Consider the following 26,427-nt stretch of genomic DNA (forward strand, 5'->3'; position numbering starts at 1 on the left):
CCTGCACCGACGTGGCGTGCGTCACGCCCGCAGGCGGCGCAGCGTCACCGCGGTCGCCAGCGCGGCCTCGGCCGCCTCACGCCCCTTGTCCTCCGTGGACCCCGGCAGACCGGCCCGGTCGAGTGCCTGCTGGTCGTCGTCGCAGGTGAGCAGCCCGAAGCCGACCGGGGTCCCGCTGTCGAGGGCCACCCGCGAGAGCCCGTCGGTCGCAGCCTGGCAGACGTAGTCGAAGTGCGGGGTCCCGCCCCGGATGATCACCCCGAGGGCCACGACCAGGTCGTGGGTGCGGGCGAGCTGGGCCGCGACGACGGGCAGCTCGAAGCTCCCCGCGACCCGGACGACCTCCGCCTCGAGGCCCGCCTCGGCGAGGGTGGTGACCGCCCCCGCGAGCAGCCCGTCCATCACCTGGGTGTGCCAGCTCGACGCGACGACGGCTGCCCGCAGCCCGTCCGCGCCCTCGATCGCCATCGTCGGTGCTCCGTGCCCGCTCATCGCGTGCTCCCTTCGTCGTGGTGGTCCGGCAGACACGGCAGGTCGTGTCCCATCCGGTCGCGCTTGGTGCGCAGGTAGTGCAGGTTGTCGCTCGTGACGCTCGGCGGCAGCGGCACCCGCTCGACGACCTCGACCCCGAGCGCGGTGAGCGCCGCGACCTTCGCCGGGTTGTTGCTCAGCAGGCGCGCGCGCGTGATGCCCAGGTCGCGCAGGACCTGCGCGGCGTGCGTGTAGTCGCGGGCGTCGACCGGCAGACCCAGGTCGGCATTGGCGTCGACGGTGTCGGCCCCCTCGTCCTGGGCGGCGTAGGCCCGTAGCTTGTCGACGAGGCCGATGCCGCGCCCTTCGTGCCCGCGGACGTAGACGACGACCCCCGCGCCGGCCTCGACGACGGCCGCCTGGGCCGCCTCGAGCTGCGGCCCGCAGTCGCACCGCAGCGACCCGAAGACGTCCCCCGTCAGGCACTCGCTGTGCACCCGCACGAGCGGGACGTCCGCGGAGACGTGGCCGCGGACGAGGGCGACGTGCTCGCTGCCGTCGACCTGGCTGCGGTAGCCGTGGGCGGTGAACTCGCCTGCGGCCGTGGGCAGTCGGGTCGAGACGACCCTGTCGACGAGGGCCTCGGAGCGGCGCCGCAGGTCGACGAGGTCGGCGATGCTCACGAGGGGCCAGCACCGCTCGTCGGCGAGGCGGCGCAGCTGCGGCAGGCGCGACATCGAGCCGTCCTCCTCGACGACTTCGCAGATGACGCCGGCCGGGGTCCGACCGGCCAGCCGGCACAGGTCGACTGCCGCCTCGGTGTGGCCGCGCCGCACGAGCACGCCGCCGTCCCGGGCACGCAGGGGGAAGACGTGCCCCGGACGGGCGAGGTCCTCCCGCCCCGTCGCCGGGTCGGCGAGCAGGCGGGCGGTCCGCGCGCGGTCGGCGGCGCTGATGCCCGTCGTCACTCCCTCGCGGGCGTCGACCGAGACGGAGTAGGCGGTGCCCTTGGCGTCCTCGTTGATGGCCGTCATCGGGGGCAGCGCGAGCCGGTCGAGGTCACCGCCGGTCATCGCCACGCAGATGACCCCGCTGCCCAGGCGCACCGTCAGGCCCATGAGCTCGTCGGTGGCCGCGTCGGCGGCGAAGATGATGTCGCCCTCGTTTTCCCGGTCGGCGTCGTCGACGACGAGCACGGGCCGACCGTCGGCGATCGCCTCGATCGCGCTCTCGATCGGGTCGAGCAGGGTCTCGTCGTGGGTCATCGCGGGTCCTTGGTGTCGAGGGTGAACAGACGCTGCACGTACTTGCCGAGGACGTCGACCTCGACGTTGACCCGGTCACCGACGCCCTTGCGCCCCAGGGTGGTCAGCTGCAGCGTCGTGGGGATGAGGGCGACCTCGACGTGGTCGTCGCCGACCCGGGTCAGGGTCAGGCTCACCCCGTCGAGGCAGATCGAGCCCTTGTCCACGACGAAGGGAGCCAGCTCCGGCGCGAGGGAGAGGCGCACCTCCTCCCAGGCATCGCCCGGCCGCCGCTCGAGGATCGTCGCCGTGCCGTCGACGTGCCCCTGCACGAGGTGCCCGTCCAGACGGGCACCGAGGACCATGGCGCGCTCGAGGTTGACCGCGTCGCCGACGACCAGATCGCCCAGGGCGGAGCGCCGCAGGCTCTCCGCCATGACGTCGAAGGTGACCTCGCCCCCCTGCGGCTCGTGGTCGGTGACGGTGAGGCACGCGCCGTTGACGGCGATCGACGCCCCGTGGGCGGCCTCGTTGGTGGTGACGGCGCCGCGCACCGTGATCCGGCTGGACTCCTCCCCCGGCACGATGGCGACCACCTCCCCGAGCTCCTCGACGATCCCGGTGAACATCAGTGCTCCCTCCTCACGGCGGCCGTGACGGCGATGTCGTCGCCGAGCCGCGTGACGTCGGTGGTGGTGAGGCGCAGCGCCTCGGTCATGGTGGTGATGCCGGCGTCCCCGAGGACCGGCGCGCCGGCCCCGAGCAGTGCCGGCGCGAAGTGGGCGACGACCTCGTCGACGAGGTCGGCCGCGACGAAGGAGGCGGCGAGACGGGCGCCGCCCTCGAGCAGCACGGAGCGCACGCCCCGCGCGTGGAGCCCGGCGAGGAGCGCCGCGGGGTCGATGCCGCGCTCCCCCACGGGTAGAGCGAGCACGTCGACCCCCGCGTCGGTCAGTCGCGCCGTGTCGGCTCCCTCGGCGACCGCGACGAGGGTCGGGGCCGCGTCGTCGAGGACACGGGCGGTCGGCTCGATCTCGGCGCGGGTGTCGACGACGACCCGCAGCGGCTGGGTCGCGCCCTCGACCCCGCGCACGGCCAGGTGCGGGTCGTCGGCACGCAGGGTGCCGGCCCCCACGAGGACCGCGTCACGCTCCGCGCGCAGCCGGTGCACCGCCTCGCGGGCCGTGGGCCCGGTGATCCAGCGACTCGTCCCGTCGGCGGCGGCGGTGCGCCCGTCGAGGGTGCTCGCGAGCTTCCACGTGACGTACGGACGTCCGGTCCTCACGGCGTGCAGCCAGGCCCGGTTGACGTGGGTGGCGGCCTCTCGCCCGACACCTTCGACGACCTCGATCCCGTGGTCCCGCAGCACGTCCGCTCCCCCACCAGCAGCGGCGGTGGGGTCCGGCACCGCGACGACCACCCGGGCGATGCCGGCGTCGAGCAGGGCTGTGGTGCACGGGCCGGTCCGGCCGGCGTGGCGGCAGGGCTCGAGGGTGACGACCGCCGTGCCCCCGCGCGCGGCCTCTCCCGCGGCGGCCAGCGCGACGACCTCGGCGTGGGGGCCGCCGGCCCGGGCGTGCCACCCTTCGCCGACCGGTGCGCCGTCGGCGTCGAGCACGACGCACCCGACGACGGGGTTGGGGGCCGTGTGGCCCAGACCGCGGGCCGCCAGGTCGACGGCACGCGCCATCGCCTGCTCGGTGGTCATCGGTCCCTGCATCTGCCTCTCCGTGGTCCGACGCGGACCACGGGTGCAGGGAGGCACGCCAAGGGCGTGACGGCGTGCGCGAAGCACCGGGAGACCCGGTGACGTCGGCCGCGATGGGTCACCACGCACGGCACGACCGCGCCGCCGCGTGCTGCCTCCCATCCGGACTTTCACCGTCGGTGCTGGAGTCCCACCAGCTCAACCCGACCTCGAGAGGACGGGCTCGCGGACTGTCACCGCCGGCTCGGAATTACACCGACCCCGGAGCACGCGTACGACTGACTCGTACGCCCCCGAGCGTACTCGCACGCGAGCGGGGCGGCACCGTGCGTCTCGCCACACGGCACCGCCCCGCCCGTCGGTGATCAGTTCGCGGCGAAGTACCGCAGGCGCTCGAGGGTGCCGTTCCACACGTTCTGGTCGATCGGGGTGTCGCTGTACTGCCAGAAGGTGTGCGTGGGCCAACCGGTCGGCAACGTGCCCCGCGTCGACGAGTAGCGAGCGATCCACAGCGGTGACTTCGTCGGGATCGTCGTGTCGCTGCCGACGCACTGCGTCCACCAGCTCGTCGCCGTGTAGATGACCGGGTAGCGGCCCGTGCGCGACCTGTACTGGGTGAGGAAGTCGTTGATCCAGGTGCGCAACTGCGTCTGCGTCTTGCCGTAGCAGGTGGCGCCGTAGGGGTTCCACTCCATGTCGAGGGCGCCGGGCAGGGTCTTGCCGTCGGCGCTCCAGCCGCCACCGTGGTCGACGAAGTGGTTGGCCTGGGTGGTCCCGCTCGAGCTGTCGGGCAGCGCGAAGTGGTAGGCGCCGCGGATGAAGCCCTGGGCGTAGGAGCCGGTGTACTGGTGGCCGAAGGAGGGGCTCGTGTACGTCGTGCCCTCCGTCGCCTTGACGTAGGCGAAGCGCTTGCCGGCACCCCACTGACCGGCCCAGTCGACCTGGCCCTGCCAGTTGGAGACGTCGATGCCCGGGACCCCGGCGGGCACGGCGGCCGCGACCTGGGAGCGGGTCCGGACGTCGCGCTGCCGCCAGCCCATCGCCGCCTCGCCCGGCTCGGTGATGCCGGCCGCCTCGGCCTGCGGGGTGGGCTCGGGCGTGGCGGGCGCCGCCTGGGCACCCGTCGACAGGAGCAGGCCGGCGGCGGCGAGCGCACCGGCGGCCAGCATCGTGGTCCGGGACATGCGAGATCTCCTCGTGCAGGGGTGGTGGCCCCGGGGCAGGGCCTTTGGCACGCTAGGAGGTCAAGATGACGAGGACCCCACGGGCATCTCCCGACTTCGTCAGGTCTTCGTCAGGACATGGCGAAGGGGGACGACGACCCGTGGTCGTCGTCCCCCTTCACGCGTGGGATGTCCGGGACTACTTGGACAGGCCCTGCATGATCTCGCGCATGAGGTCGGCCGTCTCGGACGGCGTCTTGCCGACCTTGACGCCAGCGGCCTCGAGGGCCTCCTTCTTGGCCGCGGCCGTACCGGAGGAGCCGGAGACGATGGCGCCGGCGTGGCCCATGGTCTTGCCCTCCGGGGCGGTGAAGCCCGCGACGTAGCCGACGACCGGCTTGGTGACGTGCTCCTTGATGTAGGCCGCCGCACGCTCCTCTGCGTCGCCACCGATCTCGCCGATCATGACGATCGCGTCGGTCTCGGGGTCGGCCTCGAAGGCCTCGAGGCAGTCGATGTGCGTCGTCCCGATGATCGGGTCGCCGCCGATGCCGACACCGGTGGAGAAGCCGAACTCACGCAGCTCGTACATCATCTGGTAGGTCAGCGTGCCCGACTTGGACACGAGGCCGATCCGGCCGGAGCCGGCGATGTCGGCCGGGATGATGCCGGCATTGGACTTGCCGGGGCTGATGAGGCCGGGGCAGTTGGGGCCGATGATCCGCGTGGCCTTGCCGACGGAGTAGTTGTAGAACTCCGCGGTGTCCTTGACGGGGATGCCCTCGGTGATGACGACGGCGAGACCGATCTCGGCGTCGATGGCCTCGATGACGGCGGACTTGGCGAAGGCCGGCGGCACGAAGACGACGGACACGTCGGCGCCCGTCTTCTTGATCGCGTCGGCGACGGAGCCGAAGACGGGGACGGACTGGCCGTCGGGGAAGTCGACGCTCTGGCCGGCCTTCTTGGGGTTGACGCCGCCCACGACGTTGGTGCCCGAGGCGAGCATGCGCGTCGTGTGCTTCATGCCCTCCGAGCCGGTCATGCCCTGGACGATGACCTTGGAGTCAGCGGTGAGGAAGATTGCCATGTCTGTTTCAGTCGTCCTTTACTTCGCGGCCAGCTCGGCGGCCTTGCGGGCGGCGCCGTCCATGGTGGCCTCGACGGTCACGAGCGGGTGGTTGAACTCGGCGAGGATGCGACGGCCCTCGTCGACGTTGTTGCCGTCCAGTCGCACGACCAGCGGCTTGCTCGCCGAGTCGCCGAGGGTCTTCAGGGCGCCGACGATGCCGTCCGCGACCGCGTCGCACGCGGTGATGCCACCGAAGACGTTGACGAAGACGGACTTGACCTGCTCGTCGCCGAGGATGACGTCGAGGCCGTTGGCCATGACCTCGGCCGAGGCGCCACCACCGATGTCGAGGAAGTTGGCCGGCTTGGCCGCGCCACCGGTGAAGTCCTCACCGGCGTAGGCGACGACGTCGAGGGTACTCATGACGAGTCCGGCGCCGTTGCCGATGATGCCGACGTTGCCGTCGAGCTTGACGTAGTTGAGGCCCAGGCCCTTGGCCTTGGCCTCGAGCGGGTCGGCCGCGGCCTTGTCCTCGAGCGCGGCGTGACCGGGCTGGCGGAAATCCGCGTTGCCGTCGAGGGTCACCTTGCCGTCGAGGGCGACGATGTCGCCCTGCTCGGTCTTGACGAGCGGGTTGACCTCGACGAGCGTGGCGTCCTCGTCGCGGTAGACGACCCAGAGGGTCTTGAGGACGTCGGCGATCTTGGCCTGGTCGGCCTCGTCGAAGCCAGCAGCCTGGACGATCTCGGTGGCCTTGGCGTCGTCGATGCCGACGTTGGGGTCGACCGCGATGCGGGCGAGGGCCTCGGGGCGCTCGACGGCGAGCTGCTCGATGTCCATGCCGCCCTCCTTGGAGCACATGGCGAGGTAGGTCCGGTTGGCCCGGTCGAGCAGGATGGAGAAGTAGTACTCCTCGGCGATCTGGGCGCCCTGGGCGATCATGACCTGGTGGACCGTGTGGCCCTTGATGTCCATGCCCAAGATGGCCTCGGCGTGCGCCTCGGCCTCCTCCGGGGCCTTGGCGACCTTGACGCCGCCGGCCTTGCCGCGGCCACCCGTCTTGACCTGGGCCTTGACGACGGTGACACCGCCGCTCTTCTGGCCGATGGTCTCGGCGGCTGCTCGAGCCTCCTGCGGGGTGGTGGCGACGGCGCCGGCAAGAACCGGGACACCGTGCTTCTCGAACACGTCGCGTGCTTGGTACTCGAAGAGATCCACGAGGTTGATTCCGTCCTCTGCTGTGGTAACGGGGTGCGGGTCGAGACTATCCCCCGCGCCGGCACCGAGCACGTCCGGTCCACCGGGGGGCTCGCCGGCCGGCGTCATCACAGTGTCGTCACGGCCCTTCCCCCACGCTCCCCCTTCGGAGTTACTCTCGGGTCACCATGTCTCCTCAGACCAGCTCCGCGGCGACGAGCGCCCCGGCCGAGGCTCCGGCCACGGTGGCGCCGAGCCTGCGTGCCGGAGTCTGCGACCACGTGCGCAGCATGGCCTCCGTCCAGGCGGCGGTCTTCGCCGCGGTCGAGGTCGTCTGGGCGACGACACACATCTCGCTCTACCCCTTCGGTGCCCGGGCCCCGCGGCGTGGCAGCCCCCGGCACGGCTATCGCGTCGAGCACCTCAACCCCGTGCAGCGGGGCATGCTCGTCAACGCCGTCACGGAGGTCGGGACGCCGATCCTGCTGCTGCACGGCCTGGCCGACAACCACTCGATCTTCACGCTCATGCGACGCGGACTGCTGCGGCGCGGCTTCAGCCGCGTCTTCGCCATGAACTACTCGGTGCGCACCCGCGACGTGCGGACCGCCGCGGCGCAGCTCGCCGAGGAGGTCGAGGCGATCGTCGAGGAGACGGGCTACGAGCGGATCCACATCGTCGCCCACAGCCTCGGTGGCGTCGTCGCCCGCTACTACGTCACCCGCCTCGGTGGTGACGAGCGGGTCCACACGCTCGCGACGCTCGGCTCGCCGCACACCGGCACCCTCGCCGCCTACCTGCTGCCGACGTCGCTCACCCGACAGCTGCGGCCCGGCAGCGGGCTCATGCAGGAGCTCAACCAACCCGCGCCCGGCTGCCGCACCCGGGTCATCGCCATCTGGTCGGACACCGACGAGGCGGTCGTGCCCGCGGTCAACGCCTCGCTCCACCAGGACGGGGTGACGACGACCAACATCCGCATGCACGGCGTGGGCCACCTGTCCCTGCCGATCCTGCCGAGCGTCGTGCACGAGATCGCGACCCGCCTGACGCAGATCGACAGCGAGGGCGCACCGACCGCCTCGGTGACCGACATCACCTCGCGTCAGGCCTGACCTCCCCACGGCCCGGCGGTCGTGCGGCCGCCGGACGCCACCTCGGTTTTGCATAACGAAACGGTCACGCTAGGGTTTCGGGGATTTGTCCGCGATCCCCTGCGAGGACGTCCCCTTCATGAGTGACTACACCGGGCGGCACCGGCCGCCCACGCGCGCCGAGCGACGCGCTCTCGAGCGCCGTTCCCGCCTCCCCAAGAGCTTCAGCCCGGCCTACGCGCTGCCCACCGCAGCCGCGGCGACGCTGGTGCTGACGGCTGCCGGGGCGACGGCTGCGCAGTCGTCCCCCTTCACCGAAGAGGCCGTCTCCCAGGCCAACGCCGCCTTCATCACCCCCGCGGCGGACCGCGAGGCCGGCGACCTGCTCGCCGACCCGCAGCTCGGCGAGAGCGCCCGCACCGAGGTCGCCGCCTCCGCCCAGGAGACGAGCGGGCTCGCCACCCGCCGCCAGGCCGCGTCGACCTCCGTCGCCGAGGACCAGGGCCGCACCCAGGAGCGCAAGCGCGCCGCCCGCGCCGAGGCCCGCAAGGACCTCGCCGCCAAGAAGCGCGAGCAGGCCCGTGCCGCCCGCAGCAGCGCCGGCACCACCGGCACCGACGCTGCGGGGACGAGCGAGACCAGCGACAGCACGTCCGGCGCGACGGCGCCCGCCGGTGCGCAGAGCTGGGTCAAGCCGCTCGACAACGCCGTCTTCACCTCCCCCTTCGGCCACCGCTGGGGTCGCCTCCACGCGGGCCAGGACTACGCCGCCGCGGTCGGCACCCCGCTCAAGGCGATGAGCAGCGGCACCGTCGTCGGAGCCGGCCCGATGAGCGGCTACGGCAACTACATCGACATCAAGTACTGGGACGGCACCGTCTCCCGTTACGGCCACCTGAGCTCGATCAGCGCCACCGTCGGCCAGCAGGTCGCCCCCGGTGACGTCGTCGCCCTCTCCGGCAACACGGGCCGCTCGACCGGCCCGCACCTGCACATGGAGATCCACCCCGGTGGCGGATCGCCGATCGACCCGGCCGGATGGCTCGCGGAGCGCGGCATCAACTGACGCCGCCCAGCCAGCCCGAAGGGGGCCGACGACCAGTGGTCGTCGGCCCCCTTCGGTCGTCCTCAGAGCTTTTCGAGCGGGGCGTAGCGCAGCAGGAGCCGCTTGACGCCGTCCTCTCCCCCGAAGTCGACGTGCGCCATCGCCTTGTCCCCCTCGCCCTCGACCCGGATCACCGTGCCGAGACCGAAGCTGTCGTGCGTGACCTTGTCACCATCGGAGAGCAAGATGACCGGCCGGTTGCCCGGTGAGCGCACGCCCGGTCGGGCGGCGAGCCGGGCGACCGCGGGCTCCCGCCCGGAGCCGCGGCCCAGCCCGACGGGCGGGCCGGTCCGCTCCCAGCGCACGAGGTGCTCGGGGATCTCGTCGAGGAACCGGGAGGCGGGGTTGTACTGCGGCGCCCCGAAGGCACTGCGCACCGCCGCGCGCGAGAGGTGCAGCCGCTCACGGGCCCGCGTGATGCCGACATAGGCCAGCCGCCGCTCCTCCTCGAGCTCGGTGGCATTGCCCAGGCTGCGCTGGTGGGGGAAGGTCCCGTCCTCCATGCCCGTGAGGAAGACGACCGGGAACTCCAGGCCCTTGGCCGTGTGCAGCGTCATGAGGGTGACGACCCCCTGGTCGGCTGCCTCACCGCCCTCGCCCGGGTCGTCGGGGATCTCGTCGGCGTCGGCGACGAGACTCACCTGCTCGAGGAAGTCGTCGAGGCTGATGACCTCGCCCGTCGCCTCACGGGTGGCGTCGAACTCGCGCGCGACGCCGACGAGCTCGGCGAGGTTTTCGAGCCGGGTCTCGTCCTGCGGGTCACGGCTGGCCTGGAGCTCGGCGGTGTACCCGGTGCGCTCGAGGACCGCCTCGAGCAGCTCGCCGACCCCGGCACCGCTGTCGCGCTGCTCGCGCAACGACTCCAGCAGCGCGGTGAAGCCCTGCACCGCCATGAGCGAGCGGGTGGCGATGCCCGGCGCGTCCTCGGCCCGGCCCAGTGCCGCGACGAAGGGGATCCGCTCCCGCTCCGCGAGCTGCGCCACGGCCAGCTGGGCCCGGTCGCCGATGCCCCGCTTGGGCACGTTGATGATCCGCCGCAGGTTGACCGTGTCGGCGGGGTTGGCGACGACCCGCAGGTAGGCCAGGGCGTCCTTGACCTCGCGCCGCTCGTAGAAGCGGGTACCACCGACGACCTTGTAGGGCAGGCCGACGCGGACGAAGACCTCTTCGATCGCGCGGGACTGGGCATTGGTCCGGTAGAAGACGGCCACGTCGCCGGGCCGGACCCCGTGCTCGTCGTGCAGCTCGTCGATGGTCTTGGCGATGAAGGAGGCCTCGTCGTGCTCGTTGTCGCCGACGTAGCCGACGATCTGCTCGCCGGCACCGGCCTGCGTCCACAGGTTCTTCTTGCGCCGGGACTCGTTGCGCTCGATGACCGCGTTGGCCGCGGTGAGGATCGTCTGCGTGGAGCGGTAGTTCTGCTCGAGGAGGATGGAGCGCGCGTCCGGGTAGTCCTCCTCGAACTCGACGATGTTGCGGATCGAGGCGCCGCGGAAGGCGTAGATCGACTGGTCGGCGTCACCGACGACGACCAGCTCGCTCGGCTCGACGGCGTGCTCGCCCTGCGTCGCGTCCTTGTCACCACCCACGAGCTCCTTGACGAGCATGTACTGCGCGTGGTTGGTGTCCTGGTACTCGTCGACGAGCACGTGACGGAAGCGGCGACGGTAGTGCTCGGCCACGTCGGGGAAGGCCTGGAGGATGTGCACCGTCGTCATGATGATGTCGTCGAAGTCGAGCGCATTGGCCTGGCGCAGCCGCCGCTGGTACTCGGTGTAGACCTGCGCCAGCGTCTGCTCCTGGTGCGTGCCCCCCGGCCGCTCGGCGTCCTCGTCAGCCGAGACCCGCCGGGCGAACTCCTCCTCGTCGACGAGCTCGTTCTTGAGGTTGCTGATCCGGTGCCCCATGCCGCGCGGGGGGAATCGCTTGGGGTCGAGGTCGAGGTCGCGCATGACGAGCGCGATGAGCCGCTGGCTGTCGGCCGCGTCGTAGATCGAGAAGCTGCTCTTCATCCCGACCTTGGTCGCCTCGCGGCGCAGCATGCGCACGCACGCGGAGTGGAAGGTCATGACCCACATCGCCCGGGCCCGCGGCCCGACGAGCTCCTCGACCCGCTCGCGCATCTCGGCGGCGGCCTTGTTGGTGAAGGTGATGGCCAGGATCTGCCCCGGCTGGGCCCCCCGGGCGGCGAGCAGGTGCGCGATGCGGTGGGTGAGCACCCTCGTCTTGCCCGACCCGGCGCCGGCGATGATGAGCAGGGGGCCACCGTGGTGCAGTACGGCCTCGCGCTGGGCGGGGTTGAGGCCGGCGACGAGCTCCTCGGGGTCCTGCTGCTGCCGGGCCGGGTGCGCGCTGTGGGCGGCCCGGGTGGGCCCCTCCTCGGACATCGCCCACGCCGGTACCCCGGCATCGGTCACGTCCGCGGTCCAGTCACCGGGCAGGGCATCAGGGAGGTCGTCGAAGAGGCTGCTCATCTCGCTCTCCAGCCTACGTCGCCGAGGTGACAGGCCCCGCGGACGGGCAGGTCGGGTGACGCGGAGTATCTTGCGCCGGTGAGCGGGATGCGCGAGGACCTGGGGTGCTGCGGCTGCCGGGCGCGGACGCCGGGACCCTCTCGCTCGTCGTCGCGGCCGAGGCGATCCCCCACGTCCTGGGTCTGCTGCTCGGCGGTGTCGTCGCCGACCGCTACCCGCGCCGGTTCGTGATGTTCACCGGCGAGTGCCTCTCGCTCGTGGCCTGGCTCGGCATCGGGACGATGCTGCTGCTCGGGTGGGCACCGATCCCGCTCGTGTGCGCCTTCGCCGTCCTCACCGGTATCGCGGGCGCCGTCGTCTGGCCGGTCCTGTCGGGGATCATCCCCGAGGTCGCGCCCCCGGACCGGCTGCAGCCGGCCAATGCGCTGCTCGCGGTGGGGGCCAACGTCGCCCGCATCGGCGGGCTCGTCGCCGCCGGTGCGGTCGTCGTCCTCATCGGGCCGGGGTGGGCCCTCGTCACCGCCGCGGGCGTGTACGCCGCTGCCGCCACCTTCGCCTGGCGCATCGGCTCGACCCCACGCCCCGGCGGCGAAGGGGGGACCTCCGTCCTCGCCGAGCTGCGGGAGGGCTGGGTCGAGTTCGCCTCACGGCAGTGGCTCTGGGTCGTCGTCGCGCAGTTCGCCCTGCTGATCCTCGCCTGGCAGGGCGCGCACACGGTGCTGGGCCCGGTGGTCGCCGAGGCCGAGCTCGGCGGGGCGGGAGCGTGGTCGGCGATCCTCACGGGCGAGGCGGTCGGGATGCTCGTGGGTGTCGTGATCGCGCTGCGCATCCGCCCCCGGCGCCCGATCCTCCTCGGCGTGCTGCTCACCCCGCTCACCGCCCTGCCGTACCTGCTGCTCGGGCTCGGGGCGCCGCTGGCGCTCATCGTCCTCGGGGGTTTCGTCATGGGTCTGGGCATGGACACCTTCACCGTCCTGTGGCAGACGACGATGCAGCGCGAGGTGCCGCCGCACGCCCTGTCGCGGGTCGCGTCGTACGACGCCTTCGGGTCGATGCTCTTCGGCCCCGTCGGGGTGCTGCTCGCCGGTCCGGCAGCGGTCCACCTCGGCGCGCACACCGCGCTGCTCGTCTGCGCCGCCATCATCGTCAGCTCCGCCGTGCTCGCCCTGCTCTCCCCGGAGGTGCGCACCCTGCGGGCACCGGAGGTGGCCGCCCCGGTGCCCGAGGGCTCGTACCCGACGCCGGTCGACCCGGCGGCGCCCTGACCGTCGTCAGGCCGCGCGGAGGCGGGCGACCGGCAGGCCGAGCTCACGCCACGCGGCGAAGCCGCCGACGACGTCGGTCGCCCGCTCGATGCCGATGGAGCGCAGGGAGTCCGCCGCGAGCGACGAGGTGTAGCCCTCCTGGCAGAGGACGATGACGCGGTCGCCGAGTGCGACGCCGGGCAGTGCGGCTCCCTGCCGCGGGTCGAGCCGCCACTCGAGGACATTGCGCTCGATGACCCAGGGGTCGAGGACACCGGCGACCTCCCCTTCGGCGGCCCGCTGCGCTGCCGGGCGGATGTCGACGAGGCGGGCCGTGCCGTCGCGCACCTCCCGCCAGGCCTGCACCGGCGTGACGCGGCTCAGCCGGGAGCGGGCGTCGGCGAGGAGTGCGTCGACGCCGTCGTGGTGGCCGGTCACGCGGCTCACCACGCCTGCCGCTGCTCGACGCCCGAGGGGCGCAGCACGCCGTCGGCGAGGTCGTAGTGCGTCATCTGCGCGAGCGTCGGGCTGTAGGCGTGGACCGACACGGCGGCCTCGCGACCGAGGTTGACGACGTCGTGGAGGTGGCTGCCCCCGAAGGCACGGCCCTCCCCTTCGTCGAGCTCGGTCGCGACGACGGACCGCTCGCGGGTGCGCTCGGTCAGGGTGCCGCGCACGACGGTGAAGCCGCCGCGCGCACCGCCGTGGTCGTGCCAGCCGGTGCTCGTGCCGACGGGCCAGCGGATGAGCCAGACCTGCAGCCGGGGGCTGTCGGCGAGCAGCCGCCAGCTGCGCTCCCCCGGTCGGTCGGGGTCGGGTCCGAGGGTGTCGGCCAGTGCCGGGTCGCTCGCGAAGAGCTGCGTCAGGCGCAGCAGCTGGACGGGGGTGAAGGCCTCGACGCCGGGTGTCGGTCGGGCGAGGGCAGGTGTGGACGAAGTCGTGTACATGGGTGGGCTCCTGTGCGGTGGGGTCTGCGGGCTGCGGTCAGGCGCAGCGACGACAGAGGGCACCGAGGTGGAGCGCGAGGTCCAGGTGCAGACGACGCACCCCGGCGAAGGGGGTCCCGGCGCGCGTCGTGTGGTCCATGCGAGCAGCCCACCACAGGTGACACCACCCGAGCAAATTCCTATTCACATGGTGGGATATGAGCGACATAGGGTGCCGGCATGGCCCAGATCGTGCGACCCGACGCCCGCTACCAGCGCTCCTACCTCGAGGCTCTCGACGAGTTCGACGGGGCGCACCGTGACGGGGACGGCGACCTGCAGCTGGCGACCGACCCGACGACGGGCTTCGCCGGGCTGGACTTCACCCGCGAGGGGCTCGAGGACCCCGACACCTTCCGGCGCCTGGTGCAGGCTCGCCGCGCCGACGAGCTGCCCGAGACGCCGCGGCCGGCGCACTTCGTTCCGTGCACCTATCTGTGGATCGCCGAGGGCGACACCTATCTCGGGTCGATCTCCTTCCGCCACGAGCTGACCGACTTCCTCCTCGAGCAGGGCGGGCACATCGGCTACTCGGTCCGCCCCTCGGCGCGGCGGCAGGGGCACGCGAGCACCGCCCTTCGTCAGGTCCTGGAGCTCGCCGCCGAGATGGGCCACGAGCGGGTGCTCATCACCTGCGACGAGGACAACGCCGCCTCGCGGGCCACGATCGAGGGCGCCGGCGGGGTCTACGAGGACTCGCGGGTCGGCAAGCGGCGCTACTGGGTGCCGACGGTCACCACGGATCGGCCGGCGGGCGCGCTCATCGGGTAGGCGGGTCCCTTCGAGACGGTCGCTGCGCGACCTCCTCAGGGACCGTCGTGAGTACTGTCGGGGCATGGCCCGCGGCGAGCACGGCGACGACGTCCACCTCGACGTCGGGGGGCGCGACGTGCGCATCTCCTCCCCCGACCGGGTCTACTTCCCCGAGCGCGGTGAGACCAAGCTCGACCTCGCGCACTACTACCTCGCCGTCGGCGACGGGATCCTGCGGGCGCTGCGCGAGCGGCCGACGATGCTGCACCGGTTCCCCAAGGGCGTGAGCGGCGCCAAGGTCCACCAGAAGCGGCTGCCGAAGGGCGCACCCGACTGGGTCGAGACGGTGCGGCTGCACTTCCCGCGGTACGACCTGCACGCCGACGAGCTGTGCCCGACGGAGCTCGGCGCCATCATCTGGGCCGTGCAGATGAGCACCGTCGAGCTGCACCCGTGGAATGTCCGCCGCGCCGACGTCAACCGGCCCGACGAGTGGCGGATCGACCTCGACCCCATGCCGGATGCTCCCTTCGACCGGGTGCGGCGGGTGGCCGGCGTCGTCCACGAGGTCCTCGACGAGCTCGGGGTCGTCGGCTACCCCAAGACGAGCGGTGGGTCCGGGCTGCACGTCTACGTACGGGTCGAGCCGCGGTGGGAGTTCGCCGACGTGCGAAGGGCGGCGCTCGCCTTCGCCCGTGAGGTCGAGCGGCGTGCGCCGCAGGACGTGACGACGACGTGGTGGCGCAAGGACCGCGACCCGGCGACGGTCTTCGTCGACTACAACCAAAATGCCCGCGACCACACGATCGCGGCCGCCTACTCCGTGCGGGGCAATGCACGCGGGACGGTGTCGACGCCGATCACCTGGGACGAGATCGCCGACGTCGAGCCGCAGGACTGCACGATCGCGACGGTGCCAGCGCGCTTCGCGCGGGTCGGCGACCTGCACGCGAGCATCGACGACGTCGCGCACGACCTGACGCCGCTGCTCGAGTGGGCCGAGCGTGACGAGGCTGCCGGGCACGAGGGCCCGGCGGACCCCGGCGACTGATCGCTCACGCTGACGACGCAGATTTCCAGGAGGTTGAGCATGGTGCACATGGAGGAACTGCGCCCCCACTTCGGCGAACCCGTCTACCACCCCACCGAGCTGGAACGCCGGCAGCTGGTCGAGGGGCTCGATGCCACCGACCCCGACTCCACGCTCGACTGGGGCGACGTGCGCCAGCAACTCCGCTCGCGCACGTGACCGTCGGTCTCACCGCTTGGCGGCCGACGACCTGACGATCACGCAAGCCCGCGCCCGGCTCAACGGCGTAGGGCTGCGTCGACCCAATGGGTCAGTCCCGCCTCGTCGGCGACCGCGTCCGGGTGGACGTCGAGCCAGCTCGGACCCATGTCCTTGCCACCCATGTCGGCGACCTGCGCGTAGAGCGGGCCGGCATCGGCGAGCAGGTCCGTGCTCTCGGCCGGGTCGACCCGCGCGAGCAGCCCTCCCCCGCCGCGCACCCCGACGAGGATCGACCCGCCGACCATGAAGATCAGGGAGCCGAACATCCTCCTCTCCTCCCACTCGATGCCGCGCTCGGCAAGGTCGGCGCGGACGCGGGCGGCGAGAGTCTCGTCGATGGCCACGGCTCGAGTCTGCCCCACACGGTGGCCCTATGTTGGGTGCATGAGCGAGCTGCTGCCGCACCCGGTGACAGGGGCTCCCTTCGCCTCGCCGGTGGAGCCCGGGACCGGCTGGCCGGATGACCTCGCGAGCGCGGAGACGCCCGTGGCCCGCACGGCTGCTCAGGTGCGACGACTGGCGAAGGGAGCGGCCGACCAGGAGCTCGACGCGCGGATCTCGGTCTGCCGCGCCTGCCCCCGTCTCGTCGCGTGGCGCGAGGAGGTGGCGACGAGCAAGCGCGCGGCCTTCGCCGACCAGCCCTACTGGGGGCGACCGGTGCCGGCGCTCGGCCCGCCTGATGCCCCGGTCGTGATCGTGGGACTCGCGCCTGCGGCGCACGGAGCCAACCGGACGGGCCGCAACTTCACCGGTGACCGGTCGGGCGACTGGCTCTTCGCCGCGCTGCACCGGGCCGGCTACGCCAGCCAGCCCGAGTCGTGGGCGGCCGGGGACGGCCTGACCCTCGACGGCGTGCGGATCATCGCGCCGGTCCGGTGCGCTCCCCCGCAGAACAAGCCAACGACCGCTGAGAAGCAGACGTGCGCACCGTGGCTCGACGCCGATCTGGCGAGGAGCGCTCCCTTCGTCCGCTCGATCATGTGCCTGGGTGCGATCGGGTGGGACGCGACCATCGCCGGGGTGCGGCATGCCGGGTGGGAGGTGCCGCGGCCGAAGCCGCAGTTCGGCCACGGCTCCCGCGCGGTGCTGCGCACGCCCGAGGGACGCGAGGTGGAGCTCGTCGGCTGCTACCACGTGAGCCAGCACAACACCCAGACCGGCCGGCTCACCGAGGCGATGCTCGACGAGGTCATCGGGTCGCTGTGACCCGTCGAGACGGTCACAGAGCGACCCGGGTCCTGAGGAGCGAGTCCGCGCAGCGGGCGAGCGTCTCGAAGGGCAGGGACCGGGGCGGTCCTACGCTGGGGTCATGGCCACCATGCGCGCACTCGTCGTCACCCGCCACGGAGGACCCGAGGTCCTCGCCCTCGAGGAGCGGGAGGTGCCCGAGCCGGGGCCGGGTGAAGCGCTCGTCGAGGTGGCCGCCGGCGGCGTCAACTTCATCGACGTCTACCAGCGCGAGGGGATCTACCCGACCGAGCCGCCGTACGTCGCGGGCTTCGAGGCTGCGGGCACGGTGCGGGCGATCGGCGAGGGCGCATCGGTGGCCGTCGGCGACCGGGTCGCCTGGTCGATGACCTCGGGCCTGCACGCCGAGCTCGTCCTCGCCGACTCCACACGACTGCTCCCCGTGCCCGACGACGTCGACCTCGAGACCGCTTGTGCCGCAACGCTGCAGGGCATGACCGCGCACGCGCTCGTCACCGACTGCGTGCGCGTCGTGGAGGGCGCCGTCGCCGTCGTGCACGCTGCCGCCGGTGGCGTCGGCCAGCTGCTGACGCAGATGATCACCAACCGCGGCGGCACCGTCATCGCGACCGCAGGGTCGGACGCCAAGCTCGAGATCGCTCGCTCCCGGGGCGCCTCCGAGGTCATCAACTACGCCCGGAGCGAGGACCTCTCCGCCGACATCGCCGCCGCCGCACGCCGGCTCGGGGCCGACGCCGGTGTCGACGTCGTCTACGACGGGGTGGGCCAGGCGACCTTCGACGCGTCGCTGGCCTCCTTGCGCCTCCGGGGCACGCTCGTGCTCTTCGGCGCGGCGTCGGGGCAGGTACCCCCTGTCGACCTGCAGCGGCTCAACTCGGGCGGCTCGCTCTTCGTCACCCGACCGACGCTGGCCCACTACATCGTCGAGCGCGACGAGCTGATGATGCGCGGGCGTGAGGTCTTCGCCGACATCGCCGCCGGGCGACTCGACATCGCGATCCACCACGCCTACCCCTTCGCCGAGGCCGCCGAGGCCTACCGCGCGCTCGAGGGACGACAGACGACGGGCAAGGTCATCCTCGTCCCCTGACGCGGCTCGGCCGCGCGGCGCTCCGCCTCCTCGTGGCAGGCCGGGAGCCGGAAGCGCCGCGGCTCCCCGAGATCGACCAGCACGACGTCTGCGCGACGCCCCACCACGTCGTGGTCCGCGATGAAGAGTCGCTTGGCACACGAGGGCGCCGCCAACGTGTCGCGCTCTGGCTGGAGCAGGACGAATCGCCCTGTGGCGTCGTGCGTCTGGCTGAGCATCCGCACGGAATGGCTGTCGACGAGAGTCGGCCCGAGGTACTGATCAGCGACGATCACTGTGCCGGAGGGCACCTCGCGGGCCAGCTGCTCAGCGGCGACCTGGTGGGGACTCATCCCCCCTCGCCATGTCCACGGCGTCTGTGACGACACCACGCGGGAGGCACCCCACAGGACGGACAGGGCCATGGCGGCGATGAGGATCCGTCGTCCAACCCGCTGACTCCTGGACGGCCCGATCGCGCAGATGAGCACGGTCAGAGCCACCGGAGCGGTGATGACGTCGTAGTGCAGGTGCACGGACCAGTAGAGCTCGTTGGACGAGACGGCACGCCACGCGAGGCCGGGCAGGGCCATCAGGTGCAGCGGAGACCAGCGCAACCCCGCCAGCAGCGCGTAGAGCACGAAGGGGACGAGGCGTGGTCCGATCTCCTCCAGAGTCAGACCCCCCCCGCTCGTGTCCCCGCTGGTGAAGTAGCGGAGATAGGGGTTCTGATGACCCGGGTTGACCCACAGGATCACGGCGTTGCTCACGATGAACCCCACCGCACCCAGACCTGCGAGTCCTGCTGCCATCCTGCGCTCGCGATGGATGAGGAACCACGCCGCGCCGGCACCGGCGACCATGAGGCCGGCGTCCTCCTTGATGGTCAGGACGGCCAGGGTCAGGACGAGTGCTGGCCGGCGTGCACCGGTGACCACCGACATGGCAAGGAGCAGGACGAAGGGAGCCCCCAGCGCCGTCTCGTGGACCTGGAACCCGGCCGCACTCACCTGCGGGAGCGCGAGCAGAGCCACCAGGGCCACGCCACCGACCTTCACGGACCGGGCACCCGCCCTCGCGACGCTCCACGTGCTGATCGCCACCACCAGGGCCAGTGCCAACGACTGGGCGACGATCAGGGCACGAGGATCGGCCCACATCTGGTATGCGAGCGCGAAGAGCACCGTGATGGGGCTGAAGTGGTCACCCAGGAGATTGATGCCCTTGATGTCCGAGTAGGGCCGGCCCAACGTCAGCCACGAGTGCGCCGCCTGCACGAAGATGCCGAGGTCGTAGTTGCCGTACTCGCCCCGCGAGTACCGGGCGACGCCGATCCACGTGTAGAAGGCCCATGCCACGGCACCCGCGCCGCCGGCGCTCCAGAGCCTCTGCCTCGTGGTCGTCATGACAGCATCATGACGAGCATGGACAGGGGGCACGAGCTGCGACATGCTCTGTGGACCACGTCACATTCTGGGGAGGAATCTGTGAATACCGTCAAGTCAATCGCCTGTGCATCCCTGCTTGGCTTGTGCATCGTCGCGACGCCCGCAGCGTCCGCCGTTGGACAAACCAAGACCAGCGCATCCGCTCCGGATGCCGCCACCAAGGACGCAACAGCATCCGCCACCGAGTACATCTGGAAGAATCGAAACACCCTCAAGTACCTGTACGGCCAAACTGATGGGGACGTTGTCGCCATCAGGCAAATCGTCAGAGTCTCAGGTGACGTCCTACGGACGTTGGTTCGCCACCTACAACGGCAGCTACAGGCTCTATAGGAACAAGGCGACAAACCGGTGTCTGGACTCCAATTCGAACGGGAACGTCTACATGAACGCCTGCTCGACGGGCAACAACTTCCAGAACTGGCTCCTCGTGAACGAAGGAGGCGGGTACTACCGGCTCAAGAACCGTGCGACCGGCCTGTGCTTGGACTCGTCAGCGGGTGGCAGCGTCTACACCAATCCGTGTAGTTCGAGCAACGCCTACCAACACTGGTCATAGTCGAGATCGCGTCGACGGGGTCCGTCCGAGTCTCGGGCGGACCCCGTCGCGCTGTGGCGACGTGCGACCTGGACTACCAGAGGAAGGCGATGGCGGCGTTGACGACCGCAAGACCGGCGGCGGCCCAGGCGAGCTTGCTCGCTGCAGCCTCGCCACGCTTGGCCTTGGCATTGCCGATCTCGGCGCAGGCGAGGACGGCGATCATGATGACGAGCTTGGTGCCGATCTTCGCGTGGTTGACCGGGTCGTCGCCCGCCTCGGCGAGGCCGGTGAGGCCCAGCCCGATGAGCAGCTGGAGGCGCGCACCCCACACCTGGACGAGGTGACCGCGCCCGGGGACGGCAGGGCCGACGACGATCGCCAGCATCGCGAGCATGTGGAGGATGTAGAGGATGAGGTGCAGGGCGTCCATGGCCGACAGCGTAGGCGACCGACCGGCCATCTCCTACAGCGGGTAGGAGTCGCCACCCGGCACGTGTGGCCAGGCCAACCGGACCATCTCGGCCAGCGGCAGTCGCCCCACCTCGCCCAGCGGGACCCATGCCGCAGCACCCGTCGAGCCGTCGACCTCGACGACGTGCGCGGGCGTCGGTCGCGGACACGTCGCCCGGTGGATCAGTCGCACGGCGTGGAAGTCCTCGTGCCGCTCCCCCGCCGTCACGTCGCCCACCCAGTGACGCGACTGCACCTGCACGAGCTCGTCGACGACGACGTGCTGCCCGGCCTCCTCGTGCACCTCGCGCACGACGCCGTCGACCGGGGACTCACCCGGGTCGACGCCACCGCCTGGCAGCGTCCACAGCCCGCCGGCGCCGCCCACCCAGTCGGCGAGCTGCGACATGAGCAGCCGCCCCCCGTCGACGACAAGGGCATAAGCGGCGAGCCGCTGCAGGACTGTGGCGCCGGGGCGGCCCGTCACGACGGCTGGTGACGGTACGCGCCTGTCCAGCGCGGCCACCCTCCAGTGCACCTCGACGTCGTCACCCACGAGCCCGCTGCCCGTCGGCTCCCCCGCCCAGCCGTGCGCGGCGAGCAGGTCGGCGGGGTCCTGCCCGTGCCCGAGCGGCCAGCGCCCGACCTCGCCGTGCGGGCCGTCTGCCACGACCACGACGCTCATGCGCCGGCCCGTCGGTACTCGTCGACCGCGAGCGCGACGACGCGGTCCCAGGTCTGGGCTGGCGGCACGCGCCGGTTGTGCGCGGCGATCCGGGTGCGCAGGGTGTCGTCGGCGACGATCCGCACGAGCGCGTCGGCGAGCCCGGCGTCGTCGGGGGCGAGCAGCCCCGAGACCCCGTCGGTGACGACCTCACGGACCCCGGAGTCGGCGCGCGCGATGACCGGCAGTCCCGCCGTGCGGGCTTCGAGCGCGGCGATCCCGAAGGCCTCGAGGCGGGTCGGGGACAGGTAGCCGTCGGCGCGAGCCCAGGCGGCCGCGAGCTCCGTGCGGGTGACGCGGCCACGCAGGCGCACGACGTCGTCGAGCCCGAGCGCGCTCACCCGAGCCTCCAGCCACGGCCGCAGCGGTCCTTCGCCGTAGACGTCGAGGGTCATGGCTCCCGGACCGAGTCGACCACGGGCGGCGGCGACGACGACGAGGAGTGCGCCGACCCGCTTGCGGGGGGCGAGGCGGGTGGCGGTGACGAGGCGGACGGGGCGGGTGGGGGTGGTGGCTTCGAGACGGCGCTGGCGCGCCTCCTCAGCCATCGGTGGTGTGGAAGCGCGCCACAGGCTCGGGTCGATGCCGTTGGGGAGCACGGCGACGGGTTCCCCCTTCGCCGCCCGTCGCACACCCTCCGCAGCGAAGCCGGACACCGCCGAGAGCACCGCTCCGCGGTCTACCCAGCGCCGGATCATCGGGCCGAGCGGCCGCGCGGCCCGGTCGAGGACGCAGTGCCAGGTCAGGGCCGTCGGCAGCCCGAGGTCGGTGGTCAGGTCGGCCATGTCCCAGGCGAAGGGAGAGACCACCCCCATGTGCACGTGCGCCACGTCGAAGCCCCCTGCGGCGAGCACCCGGCGAGCCTCCGGTGGCGCGAGCGGGTTGACCGGCAGGCCCAGCGCGAGCGGGGTGTCCAGCCGGTGCACCCGCGCCCCACCAGCGCCCGGCCCACCCGCCGTCGCGGTGAAGACCTCGACCTCGTGCCCGGCCGCCACCAGCTGCGTCGCGAGGTCCCCGACCTGGGACTCGATGCCGCCGGTGCGCGGCGGGTAGCAGTCGGAGAGCAGGGCCACCTTCACGCGTCCAAGGGTGCCACGGCGGAGTGTGGGAGGGTTTCACCGATGGACTCCGCAGCCCGCACTCTCGTCGTCTTCCACGCGCACCCTGACGACGAGGCTCTGCTCACGGCGGGGACGATGGCCCGCGCCGCGGCCGAGGGGCACCGCGTGGTCCTCGTCGTCGCGACCGACGGGGCGCTCGGCGAGACCGACGAGACCGCCTACGGCGCGAAGGGAGATGCCCTCGCCTCCACCCGCAGCCGCGAGCTCGCCGCGAGTGCGCGAGCGCTCGGTGTCGCCCGCACCGTGGAGCTCGGGCACGCCGACAGCGGCAGCGGACCCGAGGTGTGGCCGGACCCGCCCGGAGGACGCCGCTTCGTCCGGGTGCCGATCGACGACGCGGCCAGCGCGCTGGCCGACGTGCTCGTCGAGGAGCGGGCCGACGTCCTGACGACCTACGACCCCCACGGCGGCTACGGCCACCGCGACCACGTGCGCGTGCACGAGGTCGGGGCGCGCGCCGCCGAGCTGGCGCGCGAGCGCGGGCTCGACGTGCGGGTCCTGTGGGCGACCGTCCCCCGCGACCTCATCTGCCGGGCGATCGACCTGGTGGCCAAGGTCTACCGCTTCCCGCCCGAGTTCGACCGGGCCAGCTTCGACCGGGCCTTCGCCGCGAAGGCCGAGATCACCCACCGCATCCCGGTGCGGCGCTTCGCGGCCGCCAAGCGCGCCTCGATGCGCGCCCACGCGAGCCAGGCCGCCGCCGACGGCGGGGGCGACCGCACGCTCGGGATGCTCGTGCGCATCCCCCGGCCGCTCTACGACCTCGTCTTCGGGCGCGAGTGGTTCGTCGACCCGGAGGCCCCGGGCACGGCGGCCACCGACGTCTTCGAGGGGCGGGCATGACGGGCGCGAGCTCGCCGGTCGGCGACGCGGACCCGCAGCAGAGGCGGGGCGCCCCCTTCGTCCGGGTGCTGCAGGTGACGGTCGGTCTCGGGCTGGCCGTCGGGATGCTGTGGTGGGGCCTGCCGCACTTCGCCAAGACGTCGTGGAGCGAGGTCTGGCACGTGCTCGGCACCGTGCCGCTCTGGAAGGCCGCGCTCTTCGCGGGCCTCGTCGTCGGGGGGCTGTACTGCTACACCTTCGTCATGACGGGCGCCATGCAGGGGCTCGGGCACGTGCGGGCGCTGATCCTCAACGTCTGCGGGTCCTCCGTCTCCAACCTGCTGCCGGGCGGTGGCGCCATCGGCTTGGCAGCGACGTACTCGATCGCAAAGTCCTGGGGATTTTCGGCAGCGAGCGTGACGACGATGGCGGTCGTCACCGGGGTGTGGAATGTCCTGGCCCGCGCCGCCCTCCCGATCATCGCCGTGGTCGGCCTGGCCTGGGGTGCCACCGACCTGCCCCCCGCCATGCGCGAGGCCGCCTGGGCGGCGGTCCTGTCGGGCGCGGCGATCGTCGTCCTCTTCGCGCTGGCCATAGGTACCGACCGTGGTGCCCGGCAGCTGGGGCGCGGCCTCGACCGGCTCGTGCGGCTCGTGCGCCGCGGGCACGGCGGCACCATCGAGCGCGGCCTGACGGACCTGCGGGGGCGGATCGCCGAGACCGTCCGCACCGGGTGGCTGCAGATGTCGCTCGGCATGCTCGGCTTCTTCGGCCTCTACTACGTCCTCTTCCTGCTGTGCACGCAGACGACGGGCATCGAGCTGCCCTTCGGCCAGCTCTTCGCGGCCTATGCGATCGGGCGGCTGCTCACGGCGGTCGGCGTGACGCCGGGCGGCCTCGGCGTCACCGAGACCGGCACGGCAGCCGCGCTCGTCGCCTGGGGCGCCGACCCTGCGTCGGCGATGGCCGGGGTCGTGCTCTTCTCGATCTTCACGCACTTCCTCGAGATCCCCCTGGGGGCGCTCGGGTGGGTCGCGTGGAGCCTCATGCCGCGCGCCACCAACGACGAGCTGGCCGAAGCGGACAGCTGAGAGGCGCCGCCCGGTCCGTCAGCCGACGAGGCGACGCACCTGACGGGTGTGCGCCTGGCGCGCGACCTCGTCGTCGAGCTGCTCCGGCTCGAAGGCCCGCCCGGTCGCCCGCTCCGCCGCCCACCCGATGAGGGTGTCGGCGAGCCGCGGGTTGGCCGGCAGGATCGGGCCGTGCAGGTAGGAGCCGATGACGTGCCCGGTGACCGCGCCCTCGGTGCCGTCGGTGCCGTTGTTGCCCATGCCGTGCCGCACCCGGCCGAAGGGGGCCTGCCCCGCCCCGAGCGTGGTGGAGCCCGAGTGGTTTTCGTAGCCGACGACGTCGCCGTGGTCGGTGCTCAGCACGATCGGGCCGATCATCCGCTTTTCGTTGCCCTGGGTGGTCACGTCGAGGATGCCCAGGCCCGGCAGCCGCTCCCCCTGCACGGTGACGAAGGCCTTGCCGAAGAGCTGGTACATGCCGCAGATCATGAGCATCGGGGTGCCGTCGGCCGCGAGGTCGCGCAGCCGGTCCGCCTGGCGCTCGAGGTCGTCCTCGACCTTGGACTGCCCCGAGTCCTGCCCCCCGCCGCCGACGACGAGGTGGACCTGCTCGGGCAGCTCCTGTCCGGGGTGGTGCTGGTGGACGACCGGCACGTAGCCGTGACGGCGGATGCGCGCGGCGAGGCAGCGGGTGTTGCCGAGGTCGCCGTAGATGCTCATCTCGCGGGGGTAGAGGTGGACGAGGTGGATCTCGCCCTTGCCCTCGTGGCCGGGGTCCGCGGGCAGTGCCGAGCCGGTGGGCTCACCGAGGATGGGGATGTCGCGGGTCATGTCAGGCTCCCTGGGTCTCGGGGGCGTCCACGCCCATCTCGGGCAGGTCGTACCGCTCGCCGAGCATGCGGCGCAGCGCGAGCATCGCGGTGTAGGTGCAGAAGATCCGCTTGGGCTCCCCGGCGTGGTCGGCGAGGAAGGCGTCGAGGGCCCGGCCGAGGTCGACCTCCGTCGAGGCCACCGGCACGTCGTCGTACTGGAGGCGCAGCGCCATGTCCCAGCCCCGCACACCGCTGGTGATCGCGACCCCCTTGTCCCGCAGCGACTCGAAGCTCACGTCGTAGAGCCAGGAGACGTCGCGGCCGTCGGCGTAGTCGTCGTTGATCGCGACCATCGTGGCGACGGGGGTCGAGCCGTAGGTGCCGAGGGCGACGGTGAAGCCAGCCGGGTTCTTGACGAGGACGAGCTCGAGCGGGGTCCCGTCGACGTCGACGACCTCGCCACGGCCGAAGGGAGGGGCCACCGTCCGCAGCGCCTGCTCCGCGGCCGCGGGGTCGAAGGCCTCGCCGAGCAGGGTCCGCGCCGTGGCCGTGGCTGCGGTCGCGTTGATCATCGCGGCGAGCCCGCGCTGACGCAGCTCGACGGGGCCGAGCCGCCCCCCTTCGCCGGCCTCGCCGAAGAGCACGCTGAGCCGCTGCTCGTCCTGGGGCTGGAGCAGGCAGTCGCGGGCGCGGGCGGCGGGCGGCGACCAGGCGTCGTGGCCGCGGGCGTCGTGCTCCTGCAGCTCGCCGAGACGGTCGGCGATCGAGGCGTCGAGGCCGAACCACGTGACGTCGACGTCGGCGCCGACCGTCGTCGCGATGCGGTTGACGAAGGGGTCGTCGCGGTTGAGCACGACCCCGGTCGTCGTCATGCCGGCGAGCTGGGTCAGCAGGCCCGCGGTGTGGTCGATCTCGGCGAAGCGGTCGAGCTGGTCGCGGGCGACGTTGAGCAGCAGCGCGTACGTCGGGGCGACGGCGCGGGCGAAGTGCAGGGCGTGCGCCTCGTCGAGCTCGAGGACGGCGATGTCGGCCTGCAGCCGCCCCCGGTGGAGTCGCTCGCTGAGCATGGCGGAGATGACGCCGCGGGTGAAGTTGCTGCCCGTGGGGTTGGTGAAGACCGTCCGGCCGTGGGCCCGCAGGAGCGCGACGAGCATCTTGGTCGTCGTCGTCTTGCCGTTGGTGCCGGAGACGACGACGATCCCTCCGGGGACGTCGGCGAGCGCGTGGGCGAGGAAGCCCGGGTCGATCTTCTCCGCGACGAGGCCGGGGAGTGCAGAGCCTCCGGTGCCACCGCCCCGGAGACGGGCGGCGCGGCGGGCGGCCTTGCCGGCGAGGGCGGCGATCGTCGTCTTCAGCACC

28 protein-coding genes and 1 riboswitch are annotated in these 26,427 nt (G+C 72.3%); of the genes, 11 read left to right on the forward strand and 17 right to left on the reverse strand.

What is annotated here, in order from left to right; genetic code table 11:
* Nucleotides 1–21: 21 nt before the first annotated feature.
* The 7 genes from ribH to sucC all read right to left on the reverse strand — a co-directional run bounded on the left by ribH (nt 22) and on the right by sucC (nt 6,876).
* The gene (ribH, locus tag CWN80_RS03710) at nt 22–492 is read right to left on the reverse strand and encodes a 6,7-dimethyl-8-ribityllumazine synthase (protein ID WP_128276906.1); all 471 of its coding nucleotides are present in this window, start codon (nt 490–492) and stop codon (nt 22–24) included.
* Entirely contained in the window at nt 489–1,736 is a 1,248-nt protein-coding gene (locus tag CWN80_RS03715; protein ID WP_128276907.1) for a bifunctional 3,4-dihydroxy-2-butanone-4-phosphate synthase/GTP cyclohydrolase II, read from the reverse strand. Before CWN80_RS03715 ends, ribH begins: the two co-directional genes overlap by 4 nt.
* Nucleotides 1,733–2,344 carry a riboflavin synthase gene (locus CWN80_RS03720; protein WP_007924456.1) on the reverse strand — a complete coding sequence of 204 codons (612 nt, stop codon included), beginning with the start codon at nt 2,342–2,344 and terminating at the stop codon, nt 1,733–1,735. Before CWN80_RS03720 ends, CWN80_RS03715 begins: the two co-directional genes overlap by 4 nt.
* Nucleotides 2,344–3,423 (reverse strand): bifunctional diaminohydroxyphosphoribosylaminopyrimidine deaminase/5-amino-6-(5-phosphoribosylamino)uracil reductase RibD, encoded by a 1,080-nt coding sequence (gene ribD / locus CWN80_RS03725; protein WP_238148055.1) that lies wholly within the window; start codon nt 3,421–3,423, stop codon nt 2,344–2,346. The genes CWN80_RS03720 and ribD overlap by 1 nt, the downstream gene beginning before the upstream one ends.
* A 144-nt stretch (nt 3,424–3,567) precedes the next feature.
* Nucleotides 3,568–3,697, reverse strand: a riboswitch (FMN riboswitch).
* A 91-nt stretch (nt 3,698–3,788) separates the two neighbouring features.
* Complete coding sequence (locus CWN80_RS03730) at nt 3,789–4,607, reverse strand: lysozyme (protein ID WP_007924450.1); 819 nt, start codon at nt 4,605–4,607, stop codon at nt 3,789–3,791.
* A 178-nt stretch (nt 4,608–4,785) separates the two neighbouring features.
* Nucleotides 4,786–5,676 (reverse strand): succinate--CoA ligase subunit alpha, encoded by an 891-nt coding sequence (sucD, locus tag CWN80_RS03735; protein ID WP_007924448.1) that lies wholly within the window; start codon nt 5,674–5,676, stop codon nt 4,786–4,788.
* Nucleotides 5,677–5,694: 18 nt separating this feature from the next.
* Entirely contained in the window at nt 5,695–6,876 is a 1,182-nt protein-coding gene (sucC, locus tag CWN80_RS03740) for an ADP-forming succinate--CoA ligase subunit beta (RefSeq protein WP_007924447.1), read from the reverse strand.
* A gap of 167 nt (nt 6,877–7,043) precedes the next feature.
* On the opposite strand from sucC, the gene CWN80_RS03745 reads away from it, so the two are divergent.
* Nucleotides 7,044–7,970 carry an esterase/lipase family protein gene (locus tag CWN80_RS03745; RefSeq protein ID WP_128276908.1) on the forward strand — a complete coding sequence of 309 codons (927 nt, stop codon included), beginning with the start codon at nt 7,044–7,046 and terminating at the stop codon, nt 7,968–7,970.
* 118 nt (nt 7,971–8,088) lie between these two features.
* On the forward strand, nt 8,089–9,015 hold the full coding sequence (locus CWN80_RS03750; RefSeq protein WP_128276909.1) for a M23 family metallopeptidase: 927 nt from the start codon (nt 8,089–8,091) through the stop codon (nt 9,013–9,015).
* Nucleotides 9,016–9,077: 62 nt separating this feature from the next.
* On the opposite strand, the gene pcrA is transcribed toward CWN80_RS03750, so the two are convergent.
* Nucleotides 9,078–11,528: a DNA helicase PcrA gene (gene pcrA, locus CWN80_RS03755; protein ID WP_007924443.1), complete on the reverse strand. Its 2,451-nt coding sequence runs from the start codon at nt 11,526–11,528 to the stop codon at nt 9,078–9,080.
* 104 nt (nt 11,529–11,632) lie between these two features.
* Between pcrA and CWN80_RS03760 the strand changes: the two genes are divergently transcribed.
* Nucleotides 11,633–12,793 (forward strand): MFS transporter, encoded by a 1,161-nt coding sequence (locus tag CWN80_RS03760; RefSeq protein ID WP_007924441.1) that lies wholly within the window; start codon nt 11,633–11,635, stop codon nt 12,791–12,793.
* 6 nt (nt 12,794–12,799) lie between these two features.
* On the opposite strand, the gene CWN80_RS03765 is transcribed toward CWN80_RS03760, so the two are convergent.
* Together CWN80_RS03765 and CWN80_RS03770 are read right to left on the reverse strand one after the other, a co-directional pair.
* Nucleotides 12,800–13,219: a rhodanese-like domain-containing protein gene (locus tag CWN80_RS03765; RefSeq protein ID WP_371417944.1), complete on the reverse strand. Its 420-nt coding sequence runs from the start codon at nt 13,217–13,219 to the stop codon at nt 12,800–12,802.
* On the reverse strand, nt 13,216–13,719 hold the full coding sequence (locus CWN80_RS03770) for a cysteine dioxygenase (RefSeq protein WP_007924434.1): 504 nt from the start codon (nt 13,717–13,719) through the stop codon (nt 13,216–13,218). Before CWN80_RS03770 ends, CWN80_RS03765 begins: the two co-directional genes overlap by 4 nt.
* A gap of 219 nt (nt 13,720–13,938) precedes the next feature.
* Here CWN80_RS03770 and CWN80_RS03775 point away from each other — a divergent pair, with 219 nt between their 5' ends.
* From CWN80_RS03775 to CWN80_RS15315, 3 genes are all read left to right on the forward strand, one after another.
* Entirely contained in the window at nt 13,939–14,529 is a 591-nt protein-coding gene (locus tag CWN80_RS03775) for a GNAT family N-acetyltransferase (protein ID WP_007924431.1), read from the forward strand.
* 64 nt (nt 14,530–14,593) lie between these two features.
* A complete protein-coding gene (gene ligD / locus CWN80_RS03780) occupies nt 14,594–15,562 on the forward strand; it encodes a non-homologous end-joining DNA ligase (RefSeq protein WP_007924425.1) in 969 nt (322 codons plus the stop codon).
* A gap of 48 nt (nt 15,563–15,610) precedes the next feature.
* Nucleotides 15,611–15,760, forward strand: coding sequence for a hypothetical protein (locus CWN80_RS15315; RefSeq protein WP_156811708.1), 150 nt, complete (start codon nt 15,611–15,613; stop codon nt 15,758–15,760).
* Nucleotides 15,761–15,819: 59 nt separating this feature from the next.
* Here CWN80_RS15315 and CWN80_RS03785 read toward each other — a convergent pair whose 3' ends face one another.
* Nucleotides 15,820–16,146, reverse strand: a complete 327-nt coding sequence (locus CWN80_RS03785) for a TfoX/Sxy family protein (protein WP_007924422.1) — start codon at nt 16,144–16,146, stop codon at nt 15,820–15,822.
* Between the two features lie 40 nt (nt 16,147–16,186).
* Here CWN80_RS03785 and CWN80_RS03790 point away from each other — a divergent pair, with 40 nt between their 5' ends.
* Nucleotides 16,187–17,008: a uracil-DNA glycosylase gene (locus CWN80_RS03790; protein ID WP_007924420.1), complete on the forward strand. Its 822-nt coding sequence runs from the start codon at nt 16,187–16,189 to the stop codon at nt 17,006–17,008.
* A gap of 103 nt (nt 17,009–17,111) precedes the next feature.
* Complete coding sequence (locus tag CWN80_RS03795; RefSeq protein WP_007924418.1) at nt 17,112–18,101, forward strand: quinone oxidoreductase family protein; 990 nt, start codon at nt 17,112–17,114, stop codon at nt 18,099–18,101.
* On the opposite strand, the gene CWN80_RS03800 is transcribed toward CWN80_RS03795, so the two are convergent.
* Entirely contained in the window at nt 18,047–19,486 is a 1,440-nt protein-coding gene (locus CWN80_RS03800; RefSeq protein WP_157986903.1) for a DUF2079 domain-containing protein, read from the reverse strand. The two genes, CWN80_RS03795 and CWN80_RS03800, sit on opposite strands and share 55 nt — an antisense overlap.
* A 277-nt stretch (nt 19,487–19,763) precedes the next feature.
* Between CWN80_RS03800 and CWN80_RS16070 the strand changes: the two genes are divergently transcribed.
* Complete coding sequence (locus CWN80_RS16070) at nt 19,764–20,087, forward strand: RICIN domain-containing protein (protein WP_420319492.1); 324 nt, start codon at nt 19,764–19,766, stop codon at nt 20,085–20,087.
* 73 nt (nt 20,088–20,160) lie between these two features.
* Here the strand turns inward: CWN80_RS16070 and CWN80_RS03810 are convergent, their stop codons facing one another.
* From CWN80_RS03810 to CWN80_RS03820, 3 genes are read right to left on the reverse strand one after another with little or no spacing between them, the layout of a single operon-like run.
* Nucleotides 20,161–20,499, reverse strand: coding sequence for a hypothetical protein (locus CWN80_RS03810; protein ID WP_007924413.1), 339 nt, complete (start codon nt 20,497–20,499; stop codon nt 20,161–20,163).
* Between the two features lie 33 nt (nt 20,500–20,532).
* Nucleotides 20,533–21,204: an NUDIX hydrolase gene (locus tag CWN80_RS03815; protein ID WP_007924411.1), complete on the reverse strand. Its 672-nt coding sequence runs from the start codon at nt 21,202–21,204 to the stop codon at nt 20,533–20,535.
* Nucleotides 21,201–22,322 (reverse strand): glycosyltransferase family 4 protein, encoded by a 1,122-nt coding sequence (locus CWN80_RS03820; RefSeq protein WP_128276912.1) that lies wholly within the window; start codon nt 22,320–22,322, stop codon nt 21,201–21,203. The genes CWN80_RS03815 and CWN80_RS03820 overlap by 4 nt, the downstream gene beginning before the upstream one ends.
* Before the next feature lie 42 nt (nt 22,323–22,364).
* Between CWN80_RS03820 and CWN80_RS03825 the strand changes: the two genes are divergently transcribed.
* Together CWN80_RS03825 and CWN80_RS03830 are read left to right on the forward strand one after the other, a co-directional pair.
* A complete protein-coding gene (locus tag CWN80_RS03825; RefSeq protein WP_007924409.1) occupies nt 22,365–23,207 on the forward strand; it encodes a PIG-L deacetylase family protein in 843 nt (280 codons plus the stop codon).
* Nucleotides 23,204–24,277, forward strand: a complete 1,074-nt coding sequence (locus tag CWN80_RS03830; RefSeq protein ID WP_128276913.1) for a lysylphosphatidylglycerol synthase transmembrane domain-containing protein — start codon at nt 23,204–23,206, stop codon at nt 24,275–24,277. The genes CWN80_RS03825 and CWN80_RS03830 overlap by 4 nt, the downstream gene beginning before the upstream one ends.
* Nucleotides 24,278–24,295: 18 nt before the next feature.
* Here CWN80_RS03830 and CWN80_RS03835 read toward each other — a convergent pair whose 3' ends face one another.
* Together CWN80_RS03835 and CWN80_RS03840 are read right to left on the reverse strand one after the other, a co-directional pair.
* Entirely contained in the window at nt 24,296–25,087 is a 792-nt protein-coding gene (locus CWN80_RS03835; RefSeq protein WP_128276914.1) for a type 1 glutamine amidotransferase, read from the reverse strand.
* A gap of 1 nt (nt 25,088) precedes the next feature.
* Nucleotides 25,089–26,426: a Mur ligase family protein gene (locus CWN80_RS03840; RefSeq protein WP_128276915.1), complete on the reverse strand. Its 1,338-nt coding sequence runs from the start codon at nt 26,424–26,426 to the stop codon at nt 25,089–25,091.
* Nucleotide 26,427 lies beyond the last annotated feature (1 nt).

The sequence above is a fragment of the Janibacter hoylei PVAS-1 genome (genome assembly GCF_004025845.1).
In the GTDB taxonomy this organism is placed as follows: domain Bacteria; phylum Actinomycetota; class Actinomycetes; order Actinomycetales; family Dermatophilaceae; genus Janibacter; species Janibacter hoylei.